The organism is Nonomuraea sp. NPDC023979, assembly GCF_040639085.1.
Taxonomy (GTDB): domain Bacteria; phylum Actinomycetota; class Actinomycetes; order Streptosporangiales; family Streptosporangiaceae; genus Nonomuraea; species Nonomuraea ceibae.
The window spans coordinates 1-22,750 of the sequence record NZ_JBEZZG010000048.1; the positions used below are offsets into that span (position 1 = coordinate 1).

The following is a 22,750-nucleotide window of genomic DNA, read 5'->3' on the forward strand; positions in this document are numbered from 1 at the left end:
CCCGGCCTCGCACGCCAGACCCGGCAGCGGCGCGGGCCTGGCGGGATCGGTCGTGTCCCACAGCAGCACCGCGTCGCCGGCGCCCGCCGCCAGCGTGCGTCCGTCGGGGCTCAGCGCCGCCGAGACCGCGTCGGCGGTGAGGGCGGCCAGCGGGCGCGGGTGGCGCGGGTCGCGGGTGTCGGTGAGCCTGATCGTGCCGTCGGCGCCCGCCGTGGCGGCCAGCCGCCCGTCGCCGCTGAGCGTCACCGCCGTCACCGCGTCGCCGTGCCCGGTCAGCCGGGTCGCGTACGGGGTGCCGAACGCGCTGAGCAGGCTGCCGCGGGTCACCTCGTTCGCCGACAGCCGGTAGGCGGCCAGGCTGAGCTGCGCGGCCAGCGCCGGATCGGTGGCGCGCAGCGCCGCCGCCCGCTCGGCGACCCGCTGGGAGGTGGCGGTGTTGCGCTCGCGGGCCGCCTGCCGCTGGGCCGCGACGGCGACGGCGCTCGCGGCCACGGCCAGCACCAGCAGCGCGCTGAGCAGCACCACCAGCCGGCGCAGCCGCCGGACGCCGCGCCGGGCCGCCTCCTCCTGCGCCGCCTCGGCCGCCCGGCTCGCGGCCAGGAACTCGCGTTCGAGCGCGCTCAGCCTGCCGCCGGCCTCGGCCGCCGCCTCCAGCCGGACGCCCCGGTAGAGGGCGCTCGGGTCGCGGTCCAGCTCCCGCCAGGTCTGCGCGGCCTCGGTGAGCCGCCGGTGGGCGCGCAGCGCGTCGCGGTCCTCGGTCAGCCAGCCGTGCAGGCGCGGCCAGGAGCGGATCAGCGCCTCATGGGTGAGCTCGACGGCGCCGTCGTCCACGGTGATCAGCCGCTGCGCCGCCAGGCGGCCGAGCACCACCTCGGTGCCGGGGTCGCCCGCGTCGAGCTCGGCCAGGGTGACGCGCCGCCGGGTGTCCTCGGTGCCCTCGCCGAGCGCGGTGAGCCGCAGGAACAGGTCCCTGGCCAGCTCCTGCCCGGCCGGTCCGAGCCGGCCGTAGACGCGTTCGGCGGTGTGGGCGAGCGCGCCGTCGATCCCGCCCGCCGCCTGGAAGCCGGTCAGCGTGAGCGTGTTGCCGCGCCGTCGCCGCCACGTCTCCAGCAGCGCGTGCGACAGCAGCGGCAGCACGCCGACCCGGCCCCCGGCCTGCGCCACGAGCTCGACCAGCAGCGCCTGCTCGACCACGCAGCCGGCGCGCGTGGCGGGCGTGGTGATGGCCCGCCGCAGCTCGCCGGGCGTCATCGGGCCGAGCACGAGCGGGCGGTCCAGCTCGCCGCGCAGGGCCGGATGCCCGGCACAGTGGGCGTGGAAGTCCGAGCGGACGCCCAGCACCACCCGGCACCGCGAGTTGCCCGCCCGCGCCGCCGTGACCAGCGCCTCGGCGAACCGGGCCCGCTCGGTCTCGTCGCGGCACAGGGTGAAGACCTCCTCGAACTGGTCGACGACGACCAGCAGGTCGCCCGGCGGGTCCCCGGCCGCCTGGCACGCGAACAGGTGCAGGGCGCGCGGCCCGGCGGCCAGGTCGGCGCGGATGCGCGCCGGGGACGCGCCCGTCAGGCGGGCGAGCTGGACGGCGCACTCCTCCAGCGGGTGCGCGCCGGGCGTGATGATCATCGACCGGTGCGGCCAGCGCGCGAGCAGCCCGGCGCGCAGCAGCGACGACTTGCCCGCGCCCGAGGCGCCGAACACCGCGACGAGCCGATCGGCCTCCAGCCGCCTGGTCAGCTCGTCGGCGAACCGCTCCCGGCCGAAGAACAGATCGGCGTCCTCCTCCCGGAACGCCGACAGCCCCGCATAGGGCGCCCGCAGGTCCGGCTCGGGATCCTCGGCGGAGGCCAGCTCGGCCGCCGTGGCGTGCCAGCGCTTCTCCCACTCTGCGGCGTCGCCGCCGCACGCCGTCACGTAGGCCAGGGTCACCGCCAGGCTCGGCAGCCGCTGCCCGCTCGCCGCCCCCGACAGCGTCGCCAGCGAGTAATGGGCCCGCTTGGCCAGCTCCCGGTAGGTCGGCCCGCCCGCGCGCCGGCGCAGCTCACGCAGGTCCGCCGCGAACCTCACCAGCGCGTCGTCGCCGGGCGGCAGCGGGAGCTCACCTCGTGGCACGCCCACCCCCGTAGAGCCGGTCAAACCATTCTGCATCAGGGCCCTTTGTTCGTCATGTGTTTGTTCGGCGCCCGCCACCGACACCGAACAGGCCCCGCCGCGATAGGACCGGAGCGAACGGCCACGGCGACACGGGGAAACGGGGGTTCGGGGCCATGAGAGGCGTGCTCATCGCCTGTTGCGCGGTCATGGCGGCCGCCGCGACCGGATGCTCGGGCGGGGCGGCGGCGCAACCGCCCGCGCCGGCGCTGACCTGGCGGCAGGAGCTGCGGATCGCCGACGCCCAGCAGCGGCTGATCCGGCAGTGCATGAACCGGCACGGCTTCGGCTACTGGGAGGACCGGGAGCTGACGCTCCAGGAGAGCCGCCCGGTGCGCTACGTCCAGGACGACGTGGCCTGGGCGCGTGCCTACGGGTACGGCAGCCGGATCGGCGGCAAGGACGGGGACGACCCCAACGCCGCCTACCGGCGCGGCCTGCCGGAGGCCCGGCGCGCCGCGTTCGACGCCGCGCTCGACGGGGGCCGCGGCGCCCGCCTGCTCACCGCGCGGCTGCCGGGCGGCGGCGAGATCCGCAAACGCCTCGGCGGCTGCGGGGAGGAGGCCGGCCGCGAGCTGTACGGCGACCCCGCCGAGTGGTTCCGCGTCAGCAAGGTCGCCATGAGCCTGGGCGCGCTCTACGGCGACGACCTCATGCGGGACGCCCGGCTCACCGCGGCGATACGGGCCTGGTCCCGGTGCATGAAGGCCGCGGGACACCCGTACGCCGACCCCCAGCAGGCCCGGGACGCCGTCCTGGGCCGTGGTCCCAGCGGCTTCGCGGCCGAGCGCGAGACCGCCGTCGCGGACGCGACCTGCGCCCGCGCGACCTCCCTGCGCGCCGTGGCCACGGCCCGGGAGGAGCACTACCGCGACCGCCTGCGCGACCGGTTCGGCGCCGACCTCGACGCCTACCGCAGGCTCGGCCTGCGGGCCTACGAGCGGGCGGTGCGCATCGTCCCGGAACGCCGCTGACCTTCACCGTCCACGCACCACCCACCCAACGAGAGGAAAGCACCATGCGCAAGATCACCATCTCGGCGATGCTCCTCGGCCTCGCCTGCCTCGGCGTCACCGTGCCCGCCACCGCCGCGCAGGCGGCGGGCGGCTGCGACGACGACTGGGGGCCGCGCAACGGCTACATGTACGCCTGGCAGGACCTCAACTGCGAGGGCACCCGGCTGATCGCCACCGCGGGCAACAGCTCGTACTGGGGCGCCGGGGCCACCGACAAGGCCTCGTCCGTGATGAACCGGGGCTTCACCGGCGGGCGTGACGCGGTCAAGTTCTACCAGGACATCAACCACGGCGGCGGCCACACCTGCCTGCTGGCGGGCGAGCTGTACGCCGACAACCTGACCGACAACCGGTTCAGCAACGGCGTCATCGTGAACGACAGGATCACCTCGCACAAGTGGGTGACTCCGGGCGAGTGCACGACGATCCTCACCTGACGCGGCCGGTGCGACGCGGGCGGTCCGGAGCGTCCCGGGCCGCCCGTCCGGCGTACGGGCGGGCCACGGGTGACAGATCGCGATCGGCGGTATGAGATGAGACGCAGCGCTGATCGACGAAGGAGTGCCCGACATGGACGTGACCGAGGCTTACAGGGCGAGCCGGGACCTGTTGCTGTCGCTGCGCGGTGAGCACGAGCGGGCGGTGGCCGAGTTCCGCTGGCCGGAGCTGGGCGACCGCTTCAACTGGGCGGTCGACTGGTTCGACGCCGTCGCCCGGGGCAACGACCGGCCGGCCCTGGTCATCGTGGAGGAGGACGGCACCGTCACCGAGCGCGGCTATGAGGAGATGTCCCGCGCCTCCGACCGGCTGGCGTCGTGGCTGGCGGCCCGCGGGGTGTCCAAGGGCGACCCGGTCATGCTCATGCTGGGCAACCAGGTCGAGCTGTGGGAGTCGATGCTGGCGGTGATGAAGCTGGGCGCGGTCATCCTGCCCGCCACCACCGCGCTCACCACCGCCGACCTGGCCGACCGGATCGAGCGCAGCGGCGCCCGGCACGTCGTCTGCAACGCCGCCGACACCGGCCGCTTCGCCGGCGTGCCCGGCGGCTACACGCGCATCAGCGTCGGACCGGCCGACGGCTGGGCCGACCTCAGGCAGGCCGCCGCGCTCACGTGGGAGCCGATCCCGCACCCCGGCACCGCGACCGGCGACCCGGTGCTGCTCTACTTCACCTCCGGCACGACGTCGCGGCCGAAGCTGGTCGAGCACACGCAGGTGTCGTACCCGGTCGGGCACCTGTCCACCCTGTACTTCATCGGCGTGCGGCCCGGCGACGTGCACCTCAACATCTCGGCCCCGGGATGGGCGAAACACGCCTGGTCGTGCTTCTTCGCGCCGTGGATCGCCGAGGCGACGATCTTCGTCTACAACTACGGCCGCTTCGACGCGGCGGCGCTTCTCGCCCAGCTGCGCGAGCGCGGCGTCAACACCTTCTGCGCCCCGCCGACCGTGTGGCGCATGCTCATCAACGCCGACCTGGGGGAGCGGCCCCCCGGCCTGCGCGAGGTCATCGGCGCGGGCGAGCCGCTCAACCCGGAGGTCATCGAGCAGGTGCGCCGGGCCTGGGGGCTGACCATCCGCGACGGCTTCGGCCAGACCGAGACCACCGCCCAGGTCGGCAACACCCCCGGCTCGCCGGTGAAGCCCGGCTCGATGGGCCGCCCGCTGCCCGGCGTCCCCGTGGTGCTGGTCGACCCCGTCACCGGCCGGCCGCTGAACGGGCCGGGCGAGGGCGAGATCTGCCTCGACCTGGCGCGCGGGCCCGTCCCGCTCATGCGCGGCTACCAGGGCGACCCCGGCCGCACCGCCGAGGCGATGGCCGGCGGCCACTACCACACCGGTGACGTGGCGACCGTGGACGAGGACGGCTACATCTTCTACGTGGGCCGCACCGACGACGTGTTCAAGGCCAGCGACTACAAGATCAGCCCGTTCGAGCTGGAGTCGGTGCTCATCGAGCATCCCGCGGTGGCCGAGAGCGCCGTCGTCCCGGCCCCCGACCCGGTCCGCACGGCCGTGCCCAAGGCGTACGTCACGCTCGCCCCGGGCTACGAGCCGACCAGGGAGACCGCGTACTCGATCCTCAAGCACGCCCGCGACCACCTGAACCCGTTCCAGCGCGTCCGGCGCCTGGAGTTCGCCGAGCTGCCCAAGACGGTCTCCGGGAAGATCCGCCGCGTCGAGCTGCGGACCCGCGAGGCCGAGCTGCCCGGCGGCGCCGCCACGGAGTGGCGTGACGACCAGTTCCCCGAACTGAAGGGCTGAGCACGACCTGAGGTGTGCAACACCGGCCCGGTCGGGTCCGATGGGTAAGAGGCGGGGGTGGTGGGCGCTCTCGCGACGGTACGGTCCTGTCGGGTCAGCCGCATGGCGGGGGACGGGTGGAAGAGACACGTGGCGTTCGCCGGTCGCGCTCCTGGACGGCCGGTCCCTCGTCGCCGTTGTGGACGGGCGGCATCGGGCTGACGGCCGGGCTGCTCGGCGTCTCCGTGGCGGTGCAGTCGAGCCTGGCGGGGAGCGGGCGGGAACTGGCCGGGTCGGTGACCTTGCTGGTGCTGCTGGCCGTGCACGCCAGGTTCGTGCTCGGGCTGCTGACCGGCGGCAGCCCGGGGTGGTGGGCGGCCGGGCTGCAGTCGTGGCTGACCTACCTGCCGCTGCCGCTGTTCGGGGCGGCGTGGACGCCCGTGTGCGGGCTGCTCGCCGGGGCGCTGCTGCTGGCCGCCGACCGGATCCGCTCGTTCGTGCTGGTCGCGCTGGCGCTGGTCACCGGCCCGCTGCTGCTGGCCGCGCCCGACCAGGCGTCGGTGGACCTCGGGTGGGCGGTCTCCGCGCCGGTGGTCGGGCTGGCCGAGTTCGCGGTCGTGAGCCTGGCCGTGCGGGCGCACCGCCTGTCGGAGGCGCGCACCGAGATGATCGGCAAGGCCGTGTCGTTCGAGCGCCGCCGCTTCACCCGCGACCTGCACGACCTGGTCGGCCACCGGCTCACCGTCCTGGTGCTGAAGGTGCAGCTCATCCAGCGGCTGCTGCGCGACGACCTGGACAAGTGCGAGAACGAGGTGCACGAGACGCTCGCGCTGGCGCGCGGGCTGGCCGCCGACGTCCGCGCGGTCGCCCACGGCGTGCGGCGCTCGTCGCTGGAGCGGGAGCTGAGCTCGGCCCGCGCGCTGCTGGAGTCGGTCGGGGTGCGCTGCCAGGTCAAGGTGTCGTGCCGTGAGCTGCCGTGGGAGGTCGCCGAGGCGCTCACCCACGCGCTGCGCGAGGGCGTGACGAACGTGCTGCGCCACGCCACCGCCCGCGAGTGCGTCGTGCACCTGCTGGAACGTGACGGCCTGGTGCGCCTGTCGATCCGCAACGACGGCGTCGGCCCGCCGCGCAAGCCGGGAGACGCCGGCCAGGGGCTGCTCAACCTGGCCGAACGCGTGTCGGTGCTCGGCGGCTGGCTGGAGGCCACGGCCCTGCGCAGCGGCGAATTCACATTCACCGTATTTCTCCCACGCGCCTTATAGTGAAAAATTCACAAATGCGAATTAAATTGCCACACATCAGTCATGTTATGTGTTACTAGACGCAATCCGGGCTTGGCGGGCAATCTCTAACGCATGGATCAGTATGAGCTGTACTGCCTGGCCGACAGATTGTTCTACGACAATCTCGACCACAGCGCAGCCGATGGCGCGGAATTCCCCCGCCGGCCCGTGCCGGAGGGCTGGTTTCATGACACGACCGACACCTGGTGCTATTACGCCCCCACCGGTGAGCCGCCCCTGCCCGCCCAGGGCTGGAAGATCCACGTGTCCGCCCGCGCCGACGACGCCGAGCGCGCCATAGCCGCCGTCTGGGACTACTGCGTCCCGCGCGGCATCGCGTTCAAGTTCCTGCGCGGTGCGCCCGTCCTGATCATGCTGAACTCCAAGGCCGCCTCCCGCGCCTCCAGCGGCAAACTCGTCACGATCTACCCGCGCGACGAGGGCCAGCTCGAACTCGTCCTGAAAGAGCTCGACGAGCTGCTGCGCGGGGTGCGGGGCCCGTACATCCTCAGCGACCTGCGCTACGGCGACGGCCCGCTGTACGTGCGCTACGGCGGGTTCGCCGAGCGGCACTGCCTGTCCGGCTCCGGCGAGCGCGTGCTCGCCGTCGAGGACGGCGGCGGCAAGCTCGTGCCCGACGTGCGCGGCGCCACCTTCACGGTGCCCCCCTGGACGACGCTGCCCGGCTTCCTCGAACCCCACCTGGCCGCGCGCAACGCCGTCACCACGAGCGGGCTCCCGTACACGATCGAGAGCGTCCTGCACTTCTCCAACGGCGGCGGCGTCTACCTGGCCCGCGACACGGGCACCGGGGAGCGGGTCGTCCTCAAGGAGGCCAGGCCGCACGCCGGGCTGGACGCCGCCGGCCGCGACGCCGTCGCCCGCCTGGAGCACGAACGCGACATCCTGGAACGCCTCGACGGGCTCAGCGCCGCGCCCGGCCTGCGCGGCTACTTCACGCTCGGCGAGCACCACTTCCTCGTGCAGGAGTTCGTCGACGGGACGCCGCTGCAACGCCGGCTCGTCCACCGCTACCCGCTCACCCGCGCCACCTGCACCGACGCCGACCTCGCCGACTACACGCGCTGGGCGCTCGACACCCTCGACCAGGTCGAGGCGGCCGTGGACGAGCTGCACGGGCGCGGCGTGGTCTTCGGCGACCTGCACCCGGACAACATCCTGCTCACCGACGACGGCCGGGTCGTGCTCATCGACTACGAGGTGGCCACCCTCACCGGCGACGGCGCCCGCGCCGCGCTCGCCCACCCTGCCTTCGCCGCGCCCCCCGACCGGCAGGGCGCCGACGTCGACAGGTACGCGCTCGCCTGCCTGCGGCTCGGCCTGTTCGCCCCCCAGTGCACGATCATGCTGCCGCTGCACCGGCCCAAGGTCGCCCACCTCGGCGAGCTCGTCACCGAGACCTTCCCCGTGCCCCGCGAGAGCGTGACCCGCGCCGTCGCCACGATCCTCGGCGGCGAAACCGAGACCCCGCCCCCGCCGCTGCCCGGCGTCACCCCCTGGCCGCACCTGCGCGACGCCATGGTCAAGGCCATCCGCGCCAGCGCCACCCCCGGACGCGACGACCGGCTCTTCCCCGGCGACGTGGCCCAGTTCAAGCCCGGCGGCGGCCTCAACCTCGCCACCGGCGCCGCCGGAGTCCTGTACGCGCTGGAGGCCACCGGCGCCGGCCGCTTCCCCGAATACGAGGAGTGGCTGCTCGCCCGCGCCCTGCGGCCCGCCCCAGGCTCCGGCCTCGGCCTCTACGACGGCCTGCACGGCATCGCGTACGTCCTGGACCGGCTCGGCCACCGCCAGACCGCGCTCGACACCATCGGCATCAGCCTGCGCGAGCACTGGGAAGGCCTCGAACCGGCGCTGCACTCCGGACTGTCCGGCCTCGGCCTCACCTTCTTCCACCTCGGCTTTCCCGACGAGGCCCGCCGCGCCGTCGAACTGTGCGCCGACCGGCTCGGCGGCCCCGACGACGTGCCCGAGCTCAGCGGCGGCGACAACCCGCGCGCCGGCCTCATGTACGGCTCGTCCGGGCCCGCCCTGCTCTTCCTCCACGCCTACGAGCGCACCGGCGACACCGCGCTGCTCGACCTGGCCGCCACCGCGCTCCGCCAGGACCTGCGCCGCTGCCGCCGCGCCGAGGACGGCTCCCTCCAGGTGAACCAGGGCTGGCGGCTGCTGCCCTACCTCGACGAGGGATCCGTCGGCATCGCCCTCGTCCTCGCCCGCTACCTCACCCACCGCCCCGGCGACGAGCTCGCCGGCGAGCTGGACGCGCTGCGCCTCGTCGCACGCTCCGGCTTCTTCGTCCAGTCCGGGCTGTTCACCGGCCGCGCCGGCATCGTTGCCGCGCTCGCCGGAGACCCCCTGGCCGACGCGCACGTCAAGGCCCTGAGCTGGCACGCCCTGCCCCACGCGGGCGGGCTCGCCTTCCCCGGCGACCAGCTCCTGCGCCTGTCCATGGATTTCGCGACCGGAACGGCCGGCGTCCTGTTCGCCCTCGGCACCGTGCACGGCACGGGGCACGCGGAGCGGACCGTCCGACTGCCGTTCCTTGAGGCCGCACCCGAGCGGCCTGTCCCCGACGAGCCTCGGAAGGAGGTGTCTTCACATGGTTCTTCTCGACCTGCAGGGTCTTGAGGCTCCCGCGGCCAGCGACGTGGCCAGCGGCGGCAGCACGCTCACGGTTCTCACGTGTCACTCCGGCAAGCCCAGCAACCTGAGTGTCGCCATCTGCCACTAGATCCTGTGGCACGGGTCCCCGCACCGCAGGTGCCGGCGCGGGGACCCGCTCACCTTCATGCCCCCCGAGGAGACGACGGATGCAGGCCGCAGACCGGCTCGTGCTCGACACGGTACGGCGCGGCGGGCCCTGGCCCGCGATCCTCGCCGTCACCGCGATCAGCGGCGCCGCCGCCGAACTCGCCCTGCCCTACCTCGTGGGCCGCACCGTCGACGCCTTCACCGCCGCCGCCCCCCAGCAGACGTTCTGGCTCGCGCTCAGCGCCGCCGTCGTCGCCGCCGTCATGCTCTGCGAGAGCCTCGGCGTCTGGGCCCGCGGCGCCAGCGCCGCCCACGCCGCCGCCGGACTCCGCCTGCGCCTCCTGCGCCACGTCCTCGCCGCCGGCCTGCCCGTGACCCGCCGCTACCCCGGCGGCGAGCTCGTCACCCGCACCGGGCTCAACACCGAGGAAGTCGGCCGCGCCCCCGAAGCCGTCACCGGCGCCCTCGCCCCGCTCGTCCCCACCGTGGGCGCACTCGTCGCCCTCGTCCTCATCGACCCGCGGCTCGCCGCCGCCCTCGCCGCCGGCGTGATCGCCATCCTGCTCGTCCTGCGCGCCTTCCTGCGCACCACCACCGCCGTCGCCGGCGGCTACCAGGAGGTCCAGGGCGAGATCGCCGCCCGCCTCGTCGACGCGCTCGGCGGCGCCCGCACCATCACCGCCGCCGGCACCGCCGACCGCGAGGCCCGCCGCGTCCTCGGCCCCCTGCCCCGCCTGCGCGCCCGCGGCCTCGGACTGTGGCGCGCCAACGCCACCGCCGGCGTCCAGGCGGGCCTGGTCGTGCCCGTCGTCGAGATCGCCGTCCTCGCCGCCGGCGGGCTCCTGCTCGCCGCCGGCGACCTCACGATCGGCGAACTCTACGCCGCCGCCCGCTACGCCGTCCTCGGCGCCGCCCTCAGCGGCGCCCTCGGCTACCTCGGCGGCCTCGCCCGCGCCCGCTCCGCCGCCGCCCGCGTCGCCGAGCTCTTCACCCTCCCCACCCCCCACTACGGCACCCACCCCTTACCGCCGTACCCTCCCAAGCCTTCCGGGACGGCCGGCGGGGCCGCCTCCGGCCGCACCCCCGGCACCCTTGAGTTCCGGTCCGTCACCGCCGCCGGGCTCGCCGTCCCCGAGCTGGTCATCCCCGGCGGCACCGTCACCGCCGTCGTCGGCCGCTCCGGATCAGGCAAGTCCCTGCTCGCCGCCCTCGCCGCCCGCCTCGCCGACCCGTCCGGCGGCGCCGTTCTCCTCGACGGCGTCCCTCTCACCGAGCTGCCCCGCCGCACCCTGCGCCGGGCCATCGGGTACGCCGTCGAACGCCCGGTCCTGACCGGCGACACCATCGCCGACGCCCTCACCCCGTACCCCGGCCCCTCCGGCGACGGACTGCCCGAGCACGTCACCGAGGCGGCACGCGCCGCCTGCGCGGACTCCTTCGTACGGCGGCTGCCGGACGGCTACGACACCCCGCTCGCCGACGCCCCCATGTCCGGCGGCGAACGCCAGCGCCTCGGCCTCGCCCGCGCGTTCGCCCGCGGCGAGCGGCTCCTCGTGCTGGACGACGCCACCTCCAGCCTCGACACCGTCACCGAACGCCAGGTCGCCCGCGCCCTCACCGAGGACCCGCGCGGCCGCACCCGCCTCATCGTCGCCCACCGCCTCGCCACGGCCGCCCGCGCCGACCAGGTCATCTGGCTCGACAACGGCGCCGTCCGCGCCACCGGCCCCCACCACGACCTCTGGCAGGACCCCGCCTACCGGGCCATCTTCCAGTCCACCCCCCACCCCACGGACACCCCCGCCGCCTCGGGCAAGGACCACCCCCCAACCCTTCCCCGCGCGGGGACCCCTTCGGCCCCCGCTCCCCGCCGGGACGGCCACCTTCCGGGTGGCGCGCCCGTCACGGGGGAGGACCGGGCGGCGCCCGCTCCCCGCCAGGGTGAGGGCTTCGCGGGCGCCCCTTCGGCCCCCGCTCCCCGCCGGGACGGCCGCCTTGCGGGCGATGCCCTCACCTCGGGGGAGGGCCGGGGGGCGGCTGTTCCCCATCAGGGGCAGGGTGGGCTGGCGCCTCGGCAAAGCGGGGGGTTCGGGTTCGGTGGTGGGCGGTGAGGGGGGTGGTGTGGGGGGCGCTGCGGCGGGAGCCGCGGCTGCTGGTGAGGATCGGCGTGTGGTCGCTGCTGGAGGCGGCCCCGGCGGTGCTCATCGGGCATGCCGTCGCGCGCGCCATCGAGGACGGGTTCGCCGCCGGAAGCCCCGGGACGGGCCTGGTGTGGCTGGCCGCGCTGGGCGCCGCGTGGGCGCTGGCGGCCGTGGCCGCGCGCCAGGTGGTGCTCGCCGTCGCCGGGATCGCCGAGCCGTTCCGCGACGACCTGCTCACCCGGGTCGTCGAGGACGCCGTGCACGCCCGCGAGCCCCGCGACAGCGCGGCCGTCGCGCGGGCCGGGCTGCAGGTGGAGCTGGCCAGGGACGCGTTCGCCGCCGTCGTCACCACCGTGCGCGGGTTCGCGTTCACGGTGGCGGGGGTGGTGATCGGCCTGTCGACGCTGGTGCCGGGCGCGCTCGTGCTCGTGCTGCCCGCGTTCGTGGCGGGGCTGGTGCTGTTCCTGGCGTCGCTGCCGGCGCTCGCCCGGCGGCAGCGCGCGTTCCTGGTGGCCGACGAGGAGCTGTCCGACGCGATGACCGGCCTGGCGGGCGGCCTGCGCGACATCGTGGCCTGCGGGGACGAGGACCGCGCCGACGCCCGTCTGTCCGCGCGCGTCGCCCGGCAGGCCGCCGCGGCCCGGTCGCTGGCCAGGATGACGGCGGTGCGCACCGCCGCGCTCGCCGTCGGCGGCTGGCTGCCGGTGGTGCTCGTGCTCGCCGGGACGCCCCGGCTGCTGGCGGGCGGCGCGGGCGCGGGCGTCATCGTCGGCACGCTCGCGTACGTCACCCAGTCCCTCGCCCCGGCCCTGAACGGCCTCATCCAGGGGCTGGGCGTCAGCGGCGTACGGCTCGCGGCGACGCTGGCGCGCATCACCGCGGCGGCCCCGGCCCGCCCGCCCGTCTCGGCCCGCCTCACGCCGCCGGGCGCCGAGGTGCGGCTGCGCGGGGTCTCGTTCGCGTACGGGCCCCACTCCGAGCCCGTCGTCGACCGTCTGGACCTGCGCATCCCGGAGGGCGACCACCTGGCCGTCGTCGGGCCGAGCGGCGCGGGCAAGTCCACGCTGGCGGCGCTCGTCGCCGGAACCCTACGGCCCGGCGCCGGCGAGGTCCTCGTCGGCGGCATCCCCGCCCCGGACGTCCACCCGGCGGCCCGCGTCCTCATCCCGCAGGAGGCGTACGTCTTCCGCGGCACCCTCCGCGACAACCTCACCTACCTCCGCGAACACCCCACCGAAGAGGCGGAGACCCCGGTGGGCGCTGCTGGGGAAGTGCGGGGGGCCGGTTCCGGCGGGGGCCACGAGGTGGACGCGGTGCTGGACCGGGCGGTGGCGGAGCTGGGGGCCAGGGAGCTGGTGGAGGCGGTGGGCGGCTACGGGGCGGTGGTGGATCCGGGGGCGCTGCCGGCGGGGCAGCGGCAGCTCGTGGCGCTGGTCCGGGCGTACGTGGCGCCGGCGCGGCTGGTGATCCTGGACGAGGCGACGTGCCATCTGGACCCGGCGGCCGAGGCGCGGGTGGAGCGGGCGTTCGTGCGGCGGGGCGGGACGCTGGTGGTGGTCGCGCACCGGCTCACGTCGGCGTTGCGGGCCCGGCGGATCCTGCTGCTGGACGGCGGGCGGGCGATCGTGGGCGGGCACGACGAGCTGGTGGCCGCCTCACCGTTGTATGCCGATCTGGCCGGACATTGGGAACCGGAGACCGTGTCATGACAAAAATCGTGAAATATCCAGAAGCGTCCTACTTGCCCCTCGTCGAGAACCTGCACGGCCACGAGGTGCGCGACCCGTACCGCTGGCTGGAGGACCCCGCCAGCCCCGACACCCGCGCCTGGCTGGCCGGGCAGGACGCGCTGTGGCGTGAGGCCCGGCCGCCGCTGCGCGAGCGCTTCCTGGCCCGGCTGACCGAGCTGAGCGGCGTCGGCCTGGTCACCGCCCCGGTGTGGCGCGGCGAGCGGCGCTTCCACCTGCGGCAGGACGCCGGGCAGGAGCACCCGGTGCTGTACTGCGACGACCGGCCGGTGCTCGACCCGATGGAGCTCGACCCGAGCGGCCTGACGACGCTCGACGACTGGCAGCCGGGCCCGGCGGGGCGCCTGCTGGCGTACCAGCTCTCGCGCAGCGGGGACGAGCGCGCGGACCTGTACGTGGGCGACGTCGCCACGGGCGAGCGGGTCGACGGCCCGATCGGCGGCTGCCGCTACTCGCCGGTGGCCTGGCTGCCCGGCGGCGACGCCTTCTACTACGTACGCTTCCACCAGGGCGTCTACCTGCACCGGATCGGCGAGGCTGAGGACGTGCCGGTGTTCGAGCGCGGCCCGGTCTCCTACGGGCTGACGATCAGCCCGGACGGCCGCTGGCTGCTGATCTCGGCGGGCGCCTCGTACCACGACGTCTGGCTGGCCGACCTGGCGCGCGGCGGGGAGCCGCGCGCGGTGCAGGAGGGCGTGCGGGCGCGCACGGCCGCGGGGGTGGGCCCCGACGGGCGGCTGTACCTGCTGACGGACCGGGACGCGCCGCGCCGCAGGCTGTGCGTGGCCGATCCGGAGGCTCCTGAGCGGTGGCGCGAGCTGGTCGCGGAGGATCCCGAGGCGGTGCTCGGCTCGTTCACCGTCCTTCAGGGCGGCAGGCTGCTGCTGTCGGCGACCCGGCACGCCGTGGGCGAGATCGGCGTGCACGACGCGGAGACGGGGGAGCGGCTGGGCGAGGTGCCGCTACCGGGGCTCGGCTCGATCGGCCCGCTGACGTCACGGCCCGGCGGGGGGCACGAGGCGTGGTTCAGCTACACCGACGCGGTCACGCCGCCGCAGGTGTGGCGCTACGACGCGCGCCGGGACGAGGCCACGCTGTGGGCCACCCCGCCGGGGCACGTGCCGGCGCCGGACGTGGAGAGCCGGCGCCTGGAGTACACCTCGGCCGACGGCACCCGGGTGCGGATGCTCGTCGTGGCCCGCCCGTCCGGCGGCGGCCCCCGGCCGGCGATCCTGACCGGCTACGGCGGCTTCGGCATCCCCCTGCTGCCCGGCTACGCCAGCGACTCGCTCGCCTGGGTGGAGGCCGGCGGCGTGCTGGCCGTCGCCGGGCTGCGCGGCGGCGGCGAGGAGGGCGAGGCGTGGCACCGCGACGGCATGCTGGAGCGCAAGCAGAACGTGTTCGACGACTTCACGGCGGCGGCCGAGAAGCTCGTCGCCGACGGCTGGACCACCCCGGACCGGCTGGCCGTCTGGGGCGAGTCGAACGGCGGCCTGCTCGTCGGCGCGGCCGTCACCCAGCGGCCGGACCTGTTCGCGGCGGCGGTGTGCTCGGCCGGGCTGCTCGACATGGTCCGCTATTACCGCAGCGGCCTCGGCCCGTCGTGGGTCGGCGAGTACGGCGACCCCGACGACCCCGAGCAGCTCGCGTGGCTGCTGGCCTACTCGCCCTACCACCGGGTCCGCGACGGGGTGGACTACCCGGCGACGCTCTTCACGGTCTCGGCGGCCGACACACGGGTGGACCCGATGCACGCGCGCAAGATGTGCGCGGCGATGCAGCGCGCCACCGGCGGCGACCGGCCGATCCTGCTGCGCCACGAGCCGGACGTGGGCCACGGCGCGCGGGCCGTCAGCAGGTCCATCGCGCTCGCGGCCGACGCGCTGGCCTTCCTGGCGGAGCACACCCGCTCAGATCCACCCGGCTTCGCGGGCGATGCGGATGGCGTCGATGCGGCTGCGCGCGCCCAGCTTGGACGTGCTCCGGTGCAGGTAGTTGCGGACGGTGCCCTCGGCCAGGAACAGTGACGCGGCGATCTCCGGCACCGAGGCGCCCTCGGCCGCTGCGCCGATCACGTCCAGCTCCCGCTGGGTGAGCGGCGCGTCGGATGGGCTCATCGCGGCGATCGCCAGCTCGGAGTCGATCACCCGCTCGCCGGCGGCCACCCGCCGGATCGCGTCGCCGAGCCGGCCGGGCGGCGCGTCCTTGGCCATGAAGCCGCGCACGTGCACGTCCAGCCCGCGCTTCAGCAGGCCGGGCGTGCCCACCCCGGTCAGGATCAGCACCCCGACCTCCGGTAACTCGCGGTGCAGCTCGGCCGCGGCCGACAGCCCGTCCTGGCCGGGCAGCGCGATGTCGAGCACCGCGACGTCGGGCTTGCAGGAGAGCGCCGTGGAGAGGATCCGGTCACCCCGGTCCACCTCCGCGACGATCTCGATGTCCTCCTCGTAGGCGAGCAGGGCGACGAGCGCCCCCCTGACGAGATGCATGTCCTCGGCCAGCAAGGTTCGGATCATCGCGTTCCTCGTGGTCAGGCGGGCAGTCACACAGGGCGTCTCATCCTTACCCAAACGCGCCCCGCTGAAAAGCGGCCATGTCAGATAGGGAATCCGGGTGTGATCATGGTGACGCCGGGGACGGAGCCGATCGAGGCCAGCGCCTTGCCGGCGTCGGCCAGGCCGATCGTCCGGGTGACGAGCTGGTCGGGCTGCAGCAGCCCGGCCCTGATCATCTCCAGCATCGGCGGGTAGGCGTGCGCGGCCATCCCGTGGCTGCCCAGCAGGCTCAGCTCCTGGGAGATGACCCGGTCCATCGGCACCGGGGTGGGCCCGCCGGGCAGCAGCCCGACCTGTACGTGACGGCCGCGCCGGCGCAGGCTCTCGACCGAGGCGGCGCACGTCTGCGGGCTGCCGAGCGCGTCCAGCGACACGTGCGCGCCGCCCCTGGTCAGCTCCCTGACCTGGGCGGCGGCGTCGCCCGCCGAGCCGTCGACGAAGTGGGTGGCGCCCGCCTGCTCGGCCAGGTGGAGCGCGTCGGTGCTGATGTCGACGGCCACCACCCGCGCTCCCGCCGCCGTGGCGATCATGATGGCGGACAGCCCCACGCCGCCGCAGCCGTGCACCGCCACCCACTCGCCCGGCCGCACCCGCCCCACCTGGGCCACGGCCCGGAACGACGTGGCGAACCGGCAGCCGAGCCCGGCGGCGGTGACCGCGGCCATCTCCTCCGGGATCGCGATCAGGTTGACGTCGGCATGGTCGACGGCCACGAGCTCGGCGTAGGAGCCCCAGTGGGTGAAGCCCGGCTGCGTCTGCCGTTCGCACACCTGCTGGTCGCCGGTGGCGCAGGCCGTACAGGATCCGCAGGCGCACACGAACGGGACCGTCACCCGGGCGCCGGGACGCCAGCCGCGCACCTCGGCGCCGACGGCCTCCACCACACCCGCCAGCTCGTGGCCGGGGACGTGGGGCAGGACCCGGATGTCCGGGTCGTGCCCCTGCCAGCCGTGCCAGTCGCTGCGGCACAGACCGGTCGCCTCGACCCTGATCACCGCCCCGTGCGGGGCGGGGGCGGGGTCGGGCAGCTCGCGCACGTCGAGCTCTCCACCGAAGACGTCAAAGGCAACCGCTCGCATCTCATGAGCTTAGGGTCAACTGCCGCGGCTCGCGCAAGGGCAGGTGGGAGCGGTGCCCGGCCCCCTTACGGCCACAGGTGGACGGGCAGGCCCGACAGTGCCAGCTCGCGGTAGCGGCGCACCAGCCGCTCCCGGTCGCCGCCGAACGCCTTCAGCGTCTCCCGCTGCCAGGCCGCGCCGGTGCGGCGCAGCCGCGTCCGCTGCTCGATGATCTCGAACGCGTCCTCCACGTCCCTGGCCGCGACTCCGGCGCCCAGCAGTGCCGCCCGCGCCTCCGGCAGCAGGCTGAGCACCAGGTCGGCGGCCTCGAACTCGCCGTCCCTGCCGGGCCACGACAGCTTGGCGTCCAGCCCGTGCATGGCCGCCCGGTAGAAGTTCTGGTACGCCTGCGCGAACCGGTAACCGGTCAGGTCGCGCTCGGCCTGCGCCAGCGTCAGCCCGAGCAGGAACGCCGTGTTGGCCGCCATGTCCGCGCACGACGGCCCGGCCGGCAGGGCCCGCATCTCGATGCGCAGGTGGCCGCCGTCGGCCGGGTCGTAGACGGGCCGGTTCCACTGCCAGATCGTGCCCTGGTGCAGCCGGAGCTGCGGCACCTCGGCCGGATCGCCCGCCGCCGTCAGATCGGGCACCACCGGGTCGTAGTCGCGCACGTACCGCTCGAACACCTCGTAGGCGCCCTCCTTCACCCAGTCGGAGCCGAACGTGACCCGCCCGTCCTTGCGGTACAGCCGCTCCACGTCGCGGTCGTCGGCCGCCTCCTCGAACAGCGCGATCCGCGTCTCCTCCCACAGCGTCCGGCCCAGGAACAGCGGCGAGTTGCCGCACACCGCCAGCACCGGGCCGATGGCGAGCTGCGCGGCGTTGAACAGCCGGGCGAACCGGCCGGGCGGCGTGCGCAGGTGCACCTGCCAGGAGGTGTTGGCGCTCTCCAGGATCACGTTCTCCACCGACAGCTCCAGGTCGTCGATCTTGACCAGGAACGGTTCCAGCCGCAGCCGCCGGATGCCCCGGCTCAACGCCTCGTACCGGTTCTCGTCACTGATCGCGTCCGGCGTGAAGTCGTCGGCGTCGAGCGTGGGCAGGATGCCGATCGGCAGCGCCCCGCCCCCGTCGACGGCCGCGTCCACCTTGCGCAACGTCTCCTGGATCTCCGCGCCGAGCCGCTCGAACGGCTGCCCGGCCAGCGGCAGCGGCGTCAGGTTCACCTCCAGGTTGAACCGGCCCAGCTCCAGCACCACGCGCGGGTCGTCGAGCGTCGCCCGGACCTCGCTGTTGCGCGGCAGCGGCCGGCCCGCCTCGTCGACGAGGAACAACTCCAGCTCGGCGCCGATCGTGACCGGGCCCTCGCCGAACCCCGGCCGCTCCAGCAGCCCGCGCAGCACGCCAAGCTGCTCCTCCAGCCGTTCGCCGAACAGCCGGAACTCTTCCTCGGAAAAACGCGCCTTGTGCAGATCCCGTCCCATCACCCCCCTCTGTCCTGGGGGAGCGGGTTGACACCTCCCACGGCGGCGGACCCCGCGGGGGACCGGATCGCCGATACCCCCCTGAAAGCCCCGCCACATCAGCCAGACTGGGAACATGCTTCCCACGGACGAGACGCCCTTCACGTTGCGCCGGGCGACCGGCTCGCTGGCCGAGGGGGCGGCCAGGCTGGCCGGCGAGATCGGCGCCGCCTCGGTGGAGGCGGTGCTGGAGGCCGCCAACCGCGACGCGGTCCGCCGGGGCGCCCGCGCGGCGCTCGGCGCGATGAGCCCGCGCCCCGCCGAGTGGTACGCCTTCGACGCCGGCGACCAGGACACCCTCGACTGGTACCCGCAGGGCCTGACCAGCGGCGACGACTCGGGCTCGATCGGCGTGCCGGTGTTCGTGGCGACCTGGTACTACAAGCCGGAGCGGGGGGAGCGGGGCATCAGGGCCACGTTCTTCAGCCCGCGCACGCTGAAATACCGGCACGCGCTGCTCGTGGAGGCCAAACCCGACGGCGCCTACGCGCCGATCGACATCCACGCGGGCGGCGTCACCTGCCACGGCGACCTGCTGTACGTGGCCGACACCACCAGAGGGCTGCGCGTCTTCGACCTCAACCACGTGCTCGACCTGCGCACCGTCCAGGACGACCTGGGCGACGGCAACCGGGTGGGCCGCCACGGCGGCCGGCTGCACGCCTTCGGCTACCGCTACGTGATCCCGCAGAGCGACTTCTGGCGGGTGGCCGACAAGGGCGCGGTCTTCTCCTTCGCCGCCGTCGACCGGACCTCGGGCACGCTCATCTCCGGCGAGTACGACAACGGCCCGGGCGGCCGGGTCGCCCGCTGGGACCTGCCGCTGGACGGCACGCCCAAGGACGCCCACCTGCTGGGCCACGAGAAGATCCAGGGCGCGCTCTCGCAGGGCGACACCTGGTATCTCAGCCAGTCGCGCGGCAGCTCCGGCAACGGCAGGCTGCTCGTGGACCGCGGCGGTGAGGTGACCGCCAGGCCGTACCCGGTCGGCCCGGAGGACCTGACCGTGCACGACGGCAAGCTGTGGAGCCTCACCGAGTTCCGCGGCAAGCGGGTGATCTTCGGGGTCAGTCTGTGAGGTGCCGTTCGAGCAGCCGCCGGTAGCGGCGGTCGAAGGCGTCGTAACGCTCGCGCAGCTCGCCGCCCGGCCACCCGGGCGGCAGCAGCTCCGGCGGCAGCAGCGGGTCGGCGAGCAGATGGCGCAGCACCGCCGCCGACACCAGGAACCCCTCGGCCAGCCCCTCGGCGCGGCCGAGCGCCCCCTCCAGCCTGCGGGCCTCGGCCGCCCACCCCTCCAGGTCCCACAGCAGCGGGGTCGGGTCGCCGTGCGGGCGGCCGTCGATCAGCGTGCACTGCGCGGTCACGCTGCCGGGCCAGTCGCGCAGCAGGTTGGCGGGCCGCATCCAGGTGCCCTCGCGCAGCTCGGCCAGGCGCAGCGCGGTCATCGTGTGGCGGAAGGCCGCCCGGTCGGCCGGCGCCCGCCGCTCGGCGGTCACCACGGCGATCTCCCACGTGCCGTCCCACGGCCGGGTGTGCGGGGCGCGGCTCTCGTCCTGCCGGGCCTGGCGCTCCACCAGCCGCTCCGACAGCGTGTAGAGGCCGCCCTCCTGGGTCAGGTCGCCCGCGCCGACCATGCGTGACAGCGCCACCCGCACCGTGCCCTCGGCGATGCCGAACAGCGCGCCGATGCGCACCAGCCGGCGCGCGGGCAGGCTCGGCGGATGGCTGCCGAGCAACGCGCTCAGCACCGCCGACCGGGCACTCAGTCCATTACGCTCTTCCATCGCGTGTCGAGTATATGTAACACTCCGGAGTATGCGCCGCTATCTCACCGAACCGTTCGACGGCAGCGACCGTTACGCCACCGAGCGCTACCAGGGCGCGGCCGGGCGCAACTGGTGGCGCTGCGACCCGGCGCTGCGCCTGCTCATGCGGCGCCACCTGGGCGACGGCTACGCCTGGGCCGAGCCGCACCTCGACCGGCTCGGCGCGCTCATGGGCGGCCTGATCGCCGAGTGCGCCGAGGAGACCGACCGCAACCCGCCGCGCCTGGAGAAGTACGACGCATGGGGGCGCGACATCAGCGAGGTCGTCATGCCGCCCTCCTTCCACACGGCCCGGCGCGCCCTCCTGGCCGACAACTTCACCTCCCCGGCCTTCGCCGAGCAGGCCCGCGCCCACGGCGCCGACCCCGCCGCGCTCGCCGCCGCCTGGACCTACCTGCTCGACCAGGCCGACATCGGCATGGGCTGCGCGCTCGGCACCGGCGGCGACATGGTCGTCTCCCTCGCCGAACGCCACGCCCCCGACGACGTCAAGGAACGCGTCCGGCGGATCTTCGCCGACGGCCACTACTCGGGCGAGGCCGCCCAGATGTTCACCGAGCGGACCGGCGGCTCCGACCTGGCCGCCCTGGAGGCCACCGCCGTCCCCGACGGCGACGCCTGGCTGCTCACCGGCCTCAAATGGTTCGCCTCCAACGCCAACGGCTCGGCGTTCGTCGTGCTGGCCCGCCACGCGGACACCGTCGCGCCCTTCCTCGTCCTGTGGGAGCGCCGCGACGGCAGCCGCAACGGCGTGCGCATCCGCCGCCTCAAGGACAAGCTCGGCACCCGCTCCGTCGCCTCCGCCGAGGTCGAGTTCACCGGCGCGGAGGCGTTCCTGCTGGCCGGGCCCGGCTCCGGCTCCGGGCTCGGCACCATGATGAAGCTCACCAACGCCTCCCGGCTCGGCGTCGCCATGATGGGCGCCGGACTCGCCAGGCGCGCCCTCGTCGAGGCGCTCTGCTACACCAGCGCCCGCGAGGCCTTCGGCCGCCCGCTCATCGACCAGCCGCTCATGCGCCGCAAGCTCGCCGAGCTCATCGTCGAGACCGAGGCCGCCCAGGCGCTCGTCTTCGACGGCCACGTCGGCCCCCGCCTGCGCCTCGCCCCCGCGCTCATCAAGCTCCGCGCCGCCCGCCTCGGCCTCACCGCCGCGAGCGACGCCGTCGAGGCGCACGGCGGCAACGGCTACATCGAGCAGTGGCCCGTCGCCAGGCTGCTGCGCGACGCCCAGGTCAACCCCATCTGGGAGGGCGGCGACAACATCCTCTGCCTCGACGTGCGCCGCGCGATGCTGCGCGAGAACGCTCACGAGCCGTTCCTCGACCGCCTGGAGGCCGCCCTCCAGTCGCCGCCCTCAGGCGACTGGTCGCTCGTACGGGGGCGCGTCGAGTACCTGCGCAAGGCGATCATCGCCTGGTCCGCGCTCGACCCCGCGGTGGCGGAGGCCCGGCTGTATCCCCTGGCCCAGTTGATGGCCGACGTGTACGCCGCCGCGCTGCTGGTCGAGCAGGCGGGATGGGAGGAACGCGCGGGGCACGGGACGCGCAAGGCGCTGGTGGCCCGGCTCTACGCCGACGCCCACCTGGCCGACCACGGGCCGCTGCGCGGGCTCGACCGGACGGCGGCGGACGACCTGGAGCACTTCGACGATCTGGTCGCCGGCACGTTCACCGCCTGACCCCGCGCCAGGGCCTGGGATCACCGGGGGCGGCGGCCCTTCTTCTGCTGCGTCGTCTTCTGCTGTGTCGTCTTCTTGTGGGCGGCCTTGCCCCGGGCCGGCTGCCGGGCTTCCGGCTTCTTCTTCGGCTTGCCCGCCGGCTCGGCCGGGGCGCGGCCCCGCGAGCTGTTGGCCGTCCGCCCCCGGACGATCCCGATGAAGTCCTCCACCAGGTCCGTCGTCGCCTCCGTGAGCCAGGCCAGCCCCACCTGCGACTGCGGCGCGTCGGTCACGGGCCGGTAGGTGAGGTCACGCCGATGGTGCAGCCGCGCCAGCGACTGCGGCACCAGCAGCAGCCCCGCCCCCGACGCCACGAGCTGGACCGCGTCCGCCGTCGTGGCCGGACGCTCGAACGCGGGCACCCCCGGCCGCACCGTCCACTCCAGCGCGTCGTCCAGCGGATGGAACACGTCCTCGTCGGCCAGATCGGCGACGGTCACCTCGTCGGCCGCCGTCACCGCGTGGTCCTTCGGCACCACGACCACCGTGGTCTCCACGTACAGCGGAATCACGCTGAGCCCGTCACGCTCGACCGGCAGCCGCACGAACCCCGCGTCGGCGCCGCCGTCACGCAGCAGCGGCACCACCTCGGCCGCGGGCGTCGCGACCAGCGTGAGCGGCACGCCGGGCACCCGCTCGGCCCAGACGCCGGCCCATTTCGCGGGCGTCACCCCGGGCGAGTACGCCAGCCGGAACGTCTCCTCTTGAGTCACCCC

The 22,750-nt window shown here is 74.9% G+C and carries 16 protein-coding genes and 1 pseudogene; 11 read left to right on the top strand and 6 right to left on the bottom strand.

Going from position 1 to position 22,750, the window contains the following annotated elements; all coding sequences use genetic code 11:
• A pseudogene (locus AB0G11_RS45080) lies at positions 1-2,109 on the bottom strand (hypothetical protein); the annotation flags it as partial.
• Between the two features lie 155 nt (positions 2,110-2,264).
• Here AB0G11_RS45080 and AB0G11_RS45085 point away from each other — a divergent pair.
• The 9 genes from AB0G11_RS45085 to AB0G11_RS45125 all read left to right on the top strand — a co-directional run bounded on the left by AB0G11_RS45085 (position 2,265) and on the right by AB0G11_RS45125 (position 15,382).
• On the top strand, positions 2,265-3,122 hold the full coding sequence (locus AB0G11_RS45085; protein WP_357593132.1) for a hypothetical protein: 858 nt from the start codon (positions 2,265-2,267) through the stop codon (positions 3,120-3,122).
• 44 nt (positions 3,123-3,166) lie between these two features.
• Positions 3,167-3,601, top strand: a complete 435-nt coding sequence (locus tag AB0G11_RS45090) for a peptidase inhibitor family I36 protein (RefSeq protein ID WP_219507399.1) — start codon at positions 3,167-3,169, stop codon at positions 3,599-3,601.
• 133 nt (positions 3,602-3,734) lie between these two features.
• Positions 3,735-5,429, top strand: a complete 1,695-nt coding sequence (locus AB0G11_RS45095; protein WP_357593134.1) for an AMP-binding protein — start codon at positions 3,735-3,737, stop codon at positions 5,427-5,429.
• A gap of 116 nt (positions 5,430-5,545) precedes the next feature.
• On the top strand, positions 5,546-6,670 hold the full coding sequence (locus AB0G11_RS45100) for a histidine kinase (protein WP_357593136.1): 1,125 nt from the start codon (positions 5,546-5,548) through the stop codon (positions 6,668-6,670).
• A 93-nt stretch (positions 6,671-6,763) separates the two neighbouring features.
• Positions 6,764-9,343 carry a class III lanthionine synthetase LanKC gene (gene lanKC / locus AB0G11_RS45105; RefSeq protein WP_357593138.1) on the top strand — a complete coding sequence of 860 codons (2,580 nt, stop codon included), beginning with the start codon at positions 6,764-6,766 and terminating at the stop codon, positions 9,341-9,343.
• The gene (locus tag AB0G11_RS45110; protein ID WP_156325919.1) at positions 9,315-9,446 is read left to right on the top strand and encodes a SapB/AmfS family lanthipeptide; all 132 of its coding nucleotides are present in this window, start codon (positions 9,315-9,317) and stop codon (positions 9,444-9,446) included. Before lanKC ends, AB0G11_RS45110 begins: the two co-directional genes overlap by 29 nt.
• Positions 9,447-9,525: 79 nt before the next feature.
• Complete coding sequence (locus AB0G11_RS45115) at positions 9,526-11,577, top strand: ABC transporter transmembrane domain-containing protein (protein ID WP_357593140.1); 2,052 nt, start codon at positions 9,526-9,528, stop codon at positions 11,575-11,577.
• Positions 11,574-13,316: an ABC transporter ATP-binding protein gene (locus tag AB0G11_RS45120; protein WP_357593142.1), complete on the top strand. Its 1,743-nt coding sequence runs from the start codon at positions 11,574-11,576 to the stop codon at positions 13,314-13,316. The genes AB0G11_RS45115 and AB0G11_RS45120 overlap by 4 nt, the downstream gene beginning before the upstream one ends.
• Entirely contained in the window at positions 13,313-15,382 is a 2,070-nt protein-coding gene (locus tag AB0G11_RS45125; protein ID WP_357593144.1) for a prolyl oligopeptidase family serine peptidase, read from the top strand. The genes AB0G11_RS45120 and AB0G11_RS45125 overlap by 4 nt, the downstream gene beginning before the upstream one ends.
• Here the strand turns inward: AB0G11_RS45125 and AB0G11_RS45130 are convergent.
• The 3 genes from AB0G11_RS45130 to AB0G11_RS45140 all read right to left on the bottom strand — a co-directional run bounded on the left by AB0G11_RS45130 (position 15,266) and on the right by AB0G11_RS45140 (position 18,452).
• Entirely contained in the window at positions 15,266-15,871 is a 606-nt protein-coding gene (locus AB0G11_RS45130) for a response regulator transcription factor (RefSeq protein ID WP_219517947.1), read from the bottom strand. The genes AB0G11_RS45125 and AB0G11_RS45130 overlap by 117 nt on opposite strands.
• Before the next feature lie 80 nt (positions 15,872-15,951).
• The gene (locus tag AB0G11_RS45135; RefSeq protein ID WP_219517948.1) at positions 15,952-16,989 is read right to left on the bottom strand and encodes a zinc-dependent alcohol dehydrogenase family protein; all 1,038 of its coding nucleotides are present in this window, start codon (positions 16,987-16,989) and stop codon (positions 15,952-15,954) included.
• A gap of 65 nt (positions 16,990-17,054) precedes the next feature.
• The gene (locus AB0G11_RS45140; protein WP_357593146.1) at positions 17,055-18,452 is read right to left on the bottom strand and encodes a glutamate--cysteine ligase; all 1,398 of its coding nucleotides are present in this window, start codon (positions 18,450-18,452) and stop codon (positions 17,055-17,057) included.
• Positions 18,453-18,567: 115 nt separating this feature from the next.
• Between AB0G11_RS45140 and AB0G11_RS45145 the strand changes: the two genes are divergently transcribed.
• Complete coding sequence (locus AB0G11_RS45145) at positions 18,568-19,569, top strand: hypothetical protein (protein ID WP_357593148.1); 1,002 nt, start codon at positions 18,568-18,570, stop codon at positions 19,567-19,569.
• Here the strand turns inward: AB0G11_RS45145 and AB0G11_RS45150 are convergent.
• On the bottom strand, positions 19,559-20,275 hold the full coding sequence (locus tag AB0G11_RS45150) for a PaaX family transcriptional regulator C-terminal domain-containing protein (protein ID WP_357593150.1): 717 nt from the start codon (positions 20,273-20,275) through the stop codon (positions 19,559-19,561). The two genes, AB0G11_RS45145 and AB0G11_RS45150, sit on opposite strands and share 11 nt — an antisense overlap.
• A 31-nt stretch (positions 20,276-20,306) precedes the next feature.
• On the opposite strand from AB0G11_RS45150, the gene AB0G11_RS45155 reads away from it, so the two are divergent.
• Complete coding sequence (locus tag AB0G11_RS45155; protein WP_357593152.1) at positions 20,307-21,995, top strand: acyl-CoA dehydrogenase family protein; 1,689 nt, start codon at positions 20,307-20,309, stop codon at positions 21,993-21,995.
• A gap of 20 nt (positions 21,996-22,015) precedes the next feature.
• Here the strand turns inward: AB0G11_RS45155 and AB0G11_RS45160 are convergent, their stop codons facing one another.
• Positions 22,016-22,747, bottom strand: coding sequence for a LysR family substrate-binding domain-containing protein (locus tag AB0G11_RS45160; RefSeq protein WP_357593154.1), 732 nt, complete (start codon positions 22,745-22,747; stop codon positions 22,016-22,018).
• Positions 22,748-22,750: the final 3 nt, after the last annotated feature.

Bases quoted from the DNA above. Each gene is read 5' to 3' on its own strand.
- AB0G11_RS45150 (WP_357593150.1), bottom strand. From the start codon at position 20,275: ATGGAAGAGCGTAATGGACTGAGTGCCCGGTCGGCGGTGCTGAGCGCG.
- AB0G11_RS45155 (WP_357593152.1), top strand. From the start codon at position 20,307: ATGCGCCGCTATCTCACCGAACCGTTCGACGGCAGCGACCGTTACGCC.
- AB0G11_RS45130 (WP_219517947.1), bottom strand. From the start codon at position 15,871: ATGATCCGAACCTTGCTGGCCGAGGACATGCATCTCGTCAGGGGGGCG.
- AB0G11_RS45125 (WP_357593144.1), top strand. From the start codon at position 13,313: ATGACAAAAATCGTGAAATATCCAGAAGCGTCCTACTTGCCCCTCGTC.
- AB0G11_RS45090 (WP_219507399.1), top strand. From the start codon at position 3,167: ATGCGCAAGATCACCATCTCGGCGATGCTCCTCGGCCTCGCCTGCCTC.
- AB0G11_RS45085 (WP_357593132.1), top strand. From the start codon at position 2,265: ATGAGAGGCGTGCTCATCGCCTGTTGCGCGGTCATGGCGGCCGCCGCG.
- lanKC (WP_357593138.1), top strand. From the start codon at position 6,764: ATGGATCAGTATGAGCTGTACTGCCTGGCCGACAGATTGTTCTACGAC.
- AB0G11_RS45095 (WP_357593134.1), top strand. From the start codon at position 3,735: ATGGACGTGACCGAGGCTTACAGGGCGAGCCGGGACCTGTTGCTGTCG.
- AB0G11_RS45135 (WP_219517948.1), bottom strand. From the start codon at position 16,989: ATGCGAGCGGTTGCCTTTGACGTCTTCGGTGGAGAGCTCGACGTGCGC.
- AB0G11_RS45115 (WP_357593140.1), top strand. From the start codon at position 9,526: ATGCAGGCCGCAGACCGGCTCGTGCTCGACACGGTACGGCGCGGCGGG.
- AB0G11_RS45145 (WP_357593148.1), top strand. From the start codon at position 18,568: ATGCTTCCCACGGACGAGACGCCCTTCACGTTGCGCCGGGCGACCGGC.
- AB0G11_RS45140 (WP_357593146.1), bottom strand. From the start codon at position 18,452: ATGGGACGGGATCTGCACAAGGCGCGTTTTTCCGAGGAAGAGTTCCGG.
- AB0G11_RS45110 (WP_156325919.1), top strand. From the start codon at position 9,315: ATGGTTCTTCTCGACCTGCAGGGTCTTGAGGCTCCCGCGGCCAGCGAC.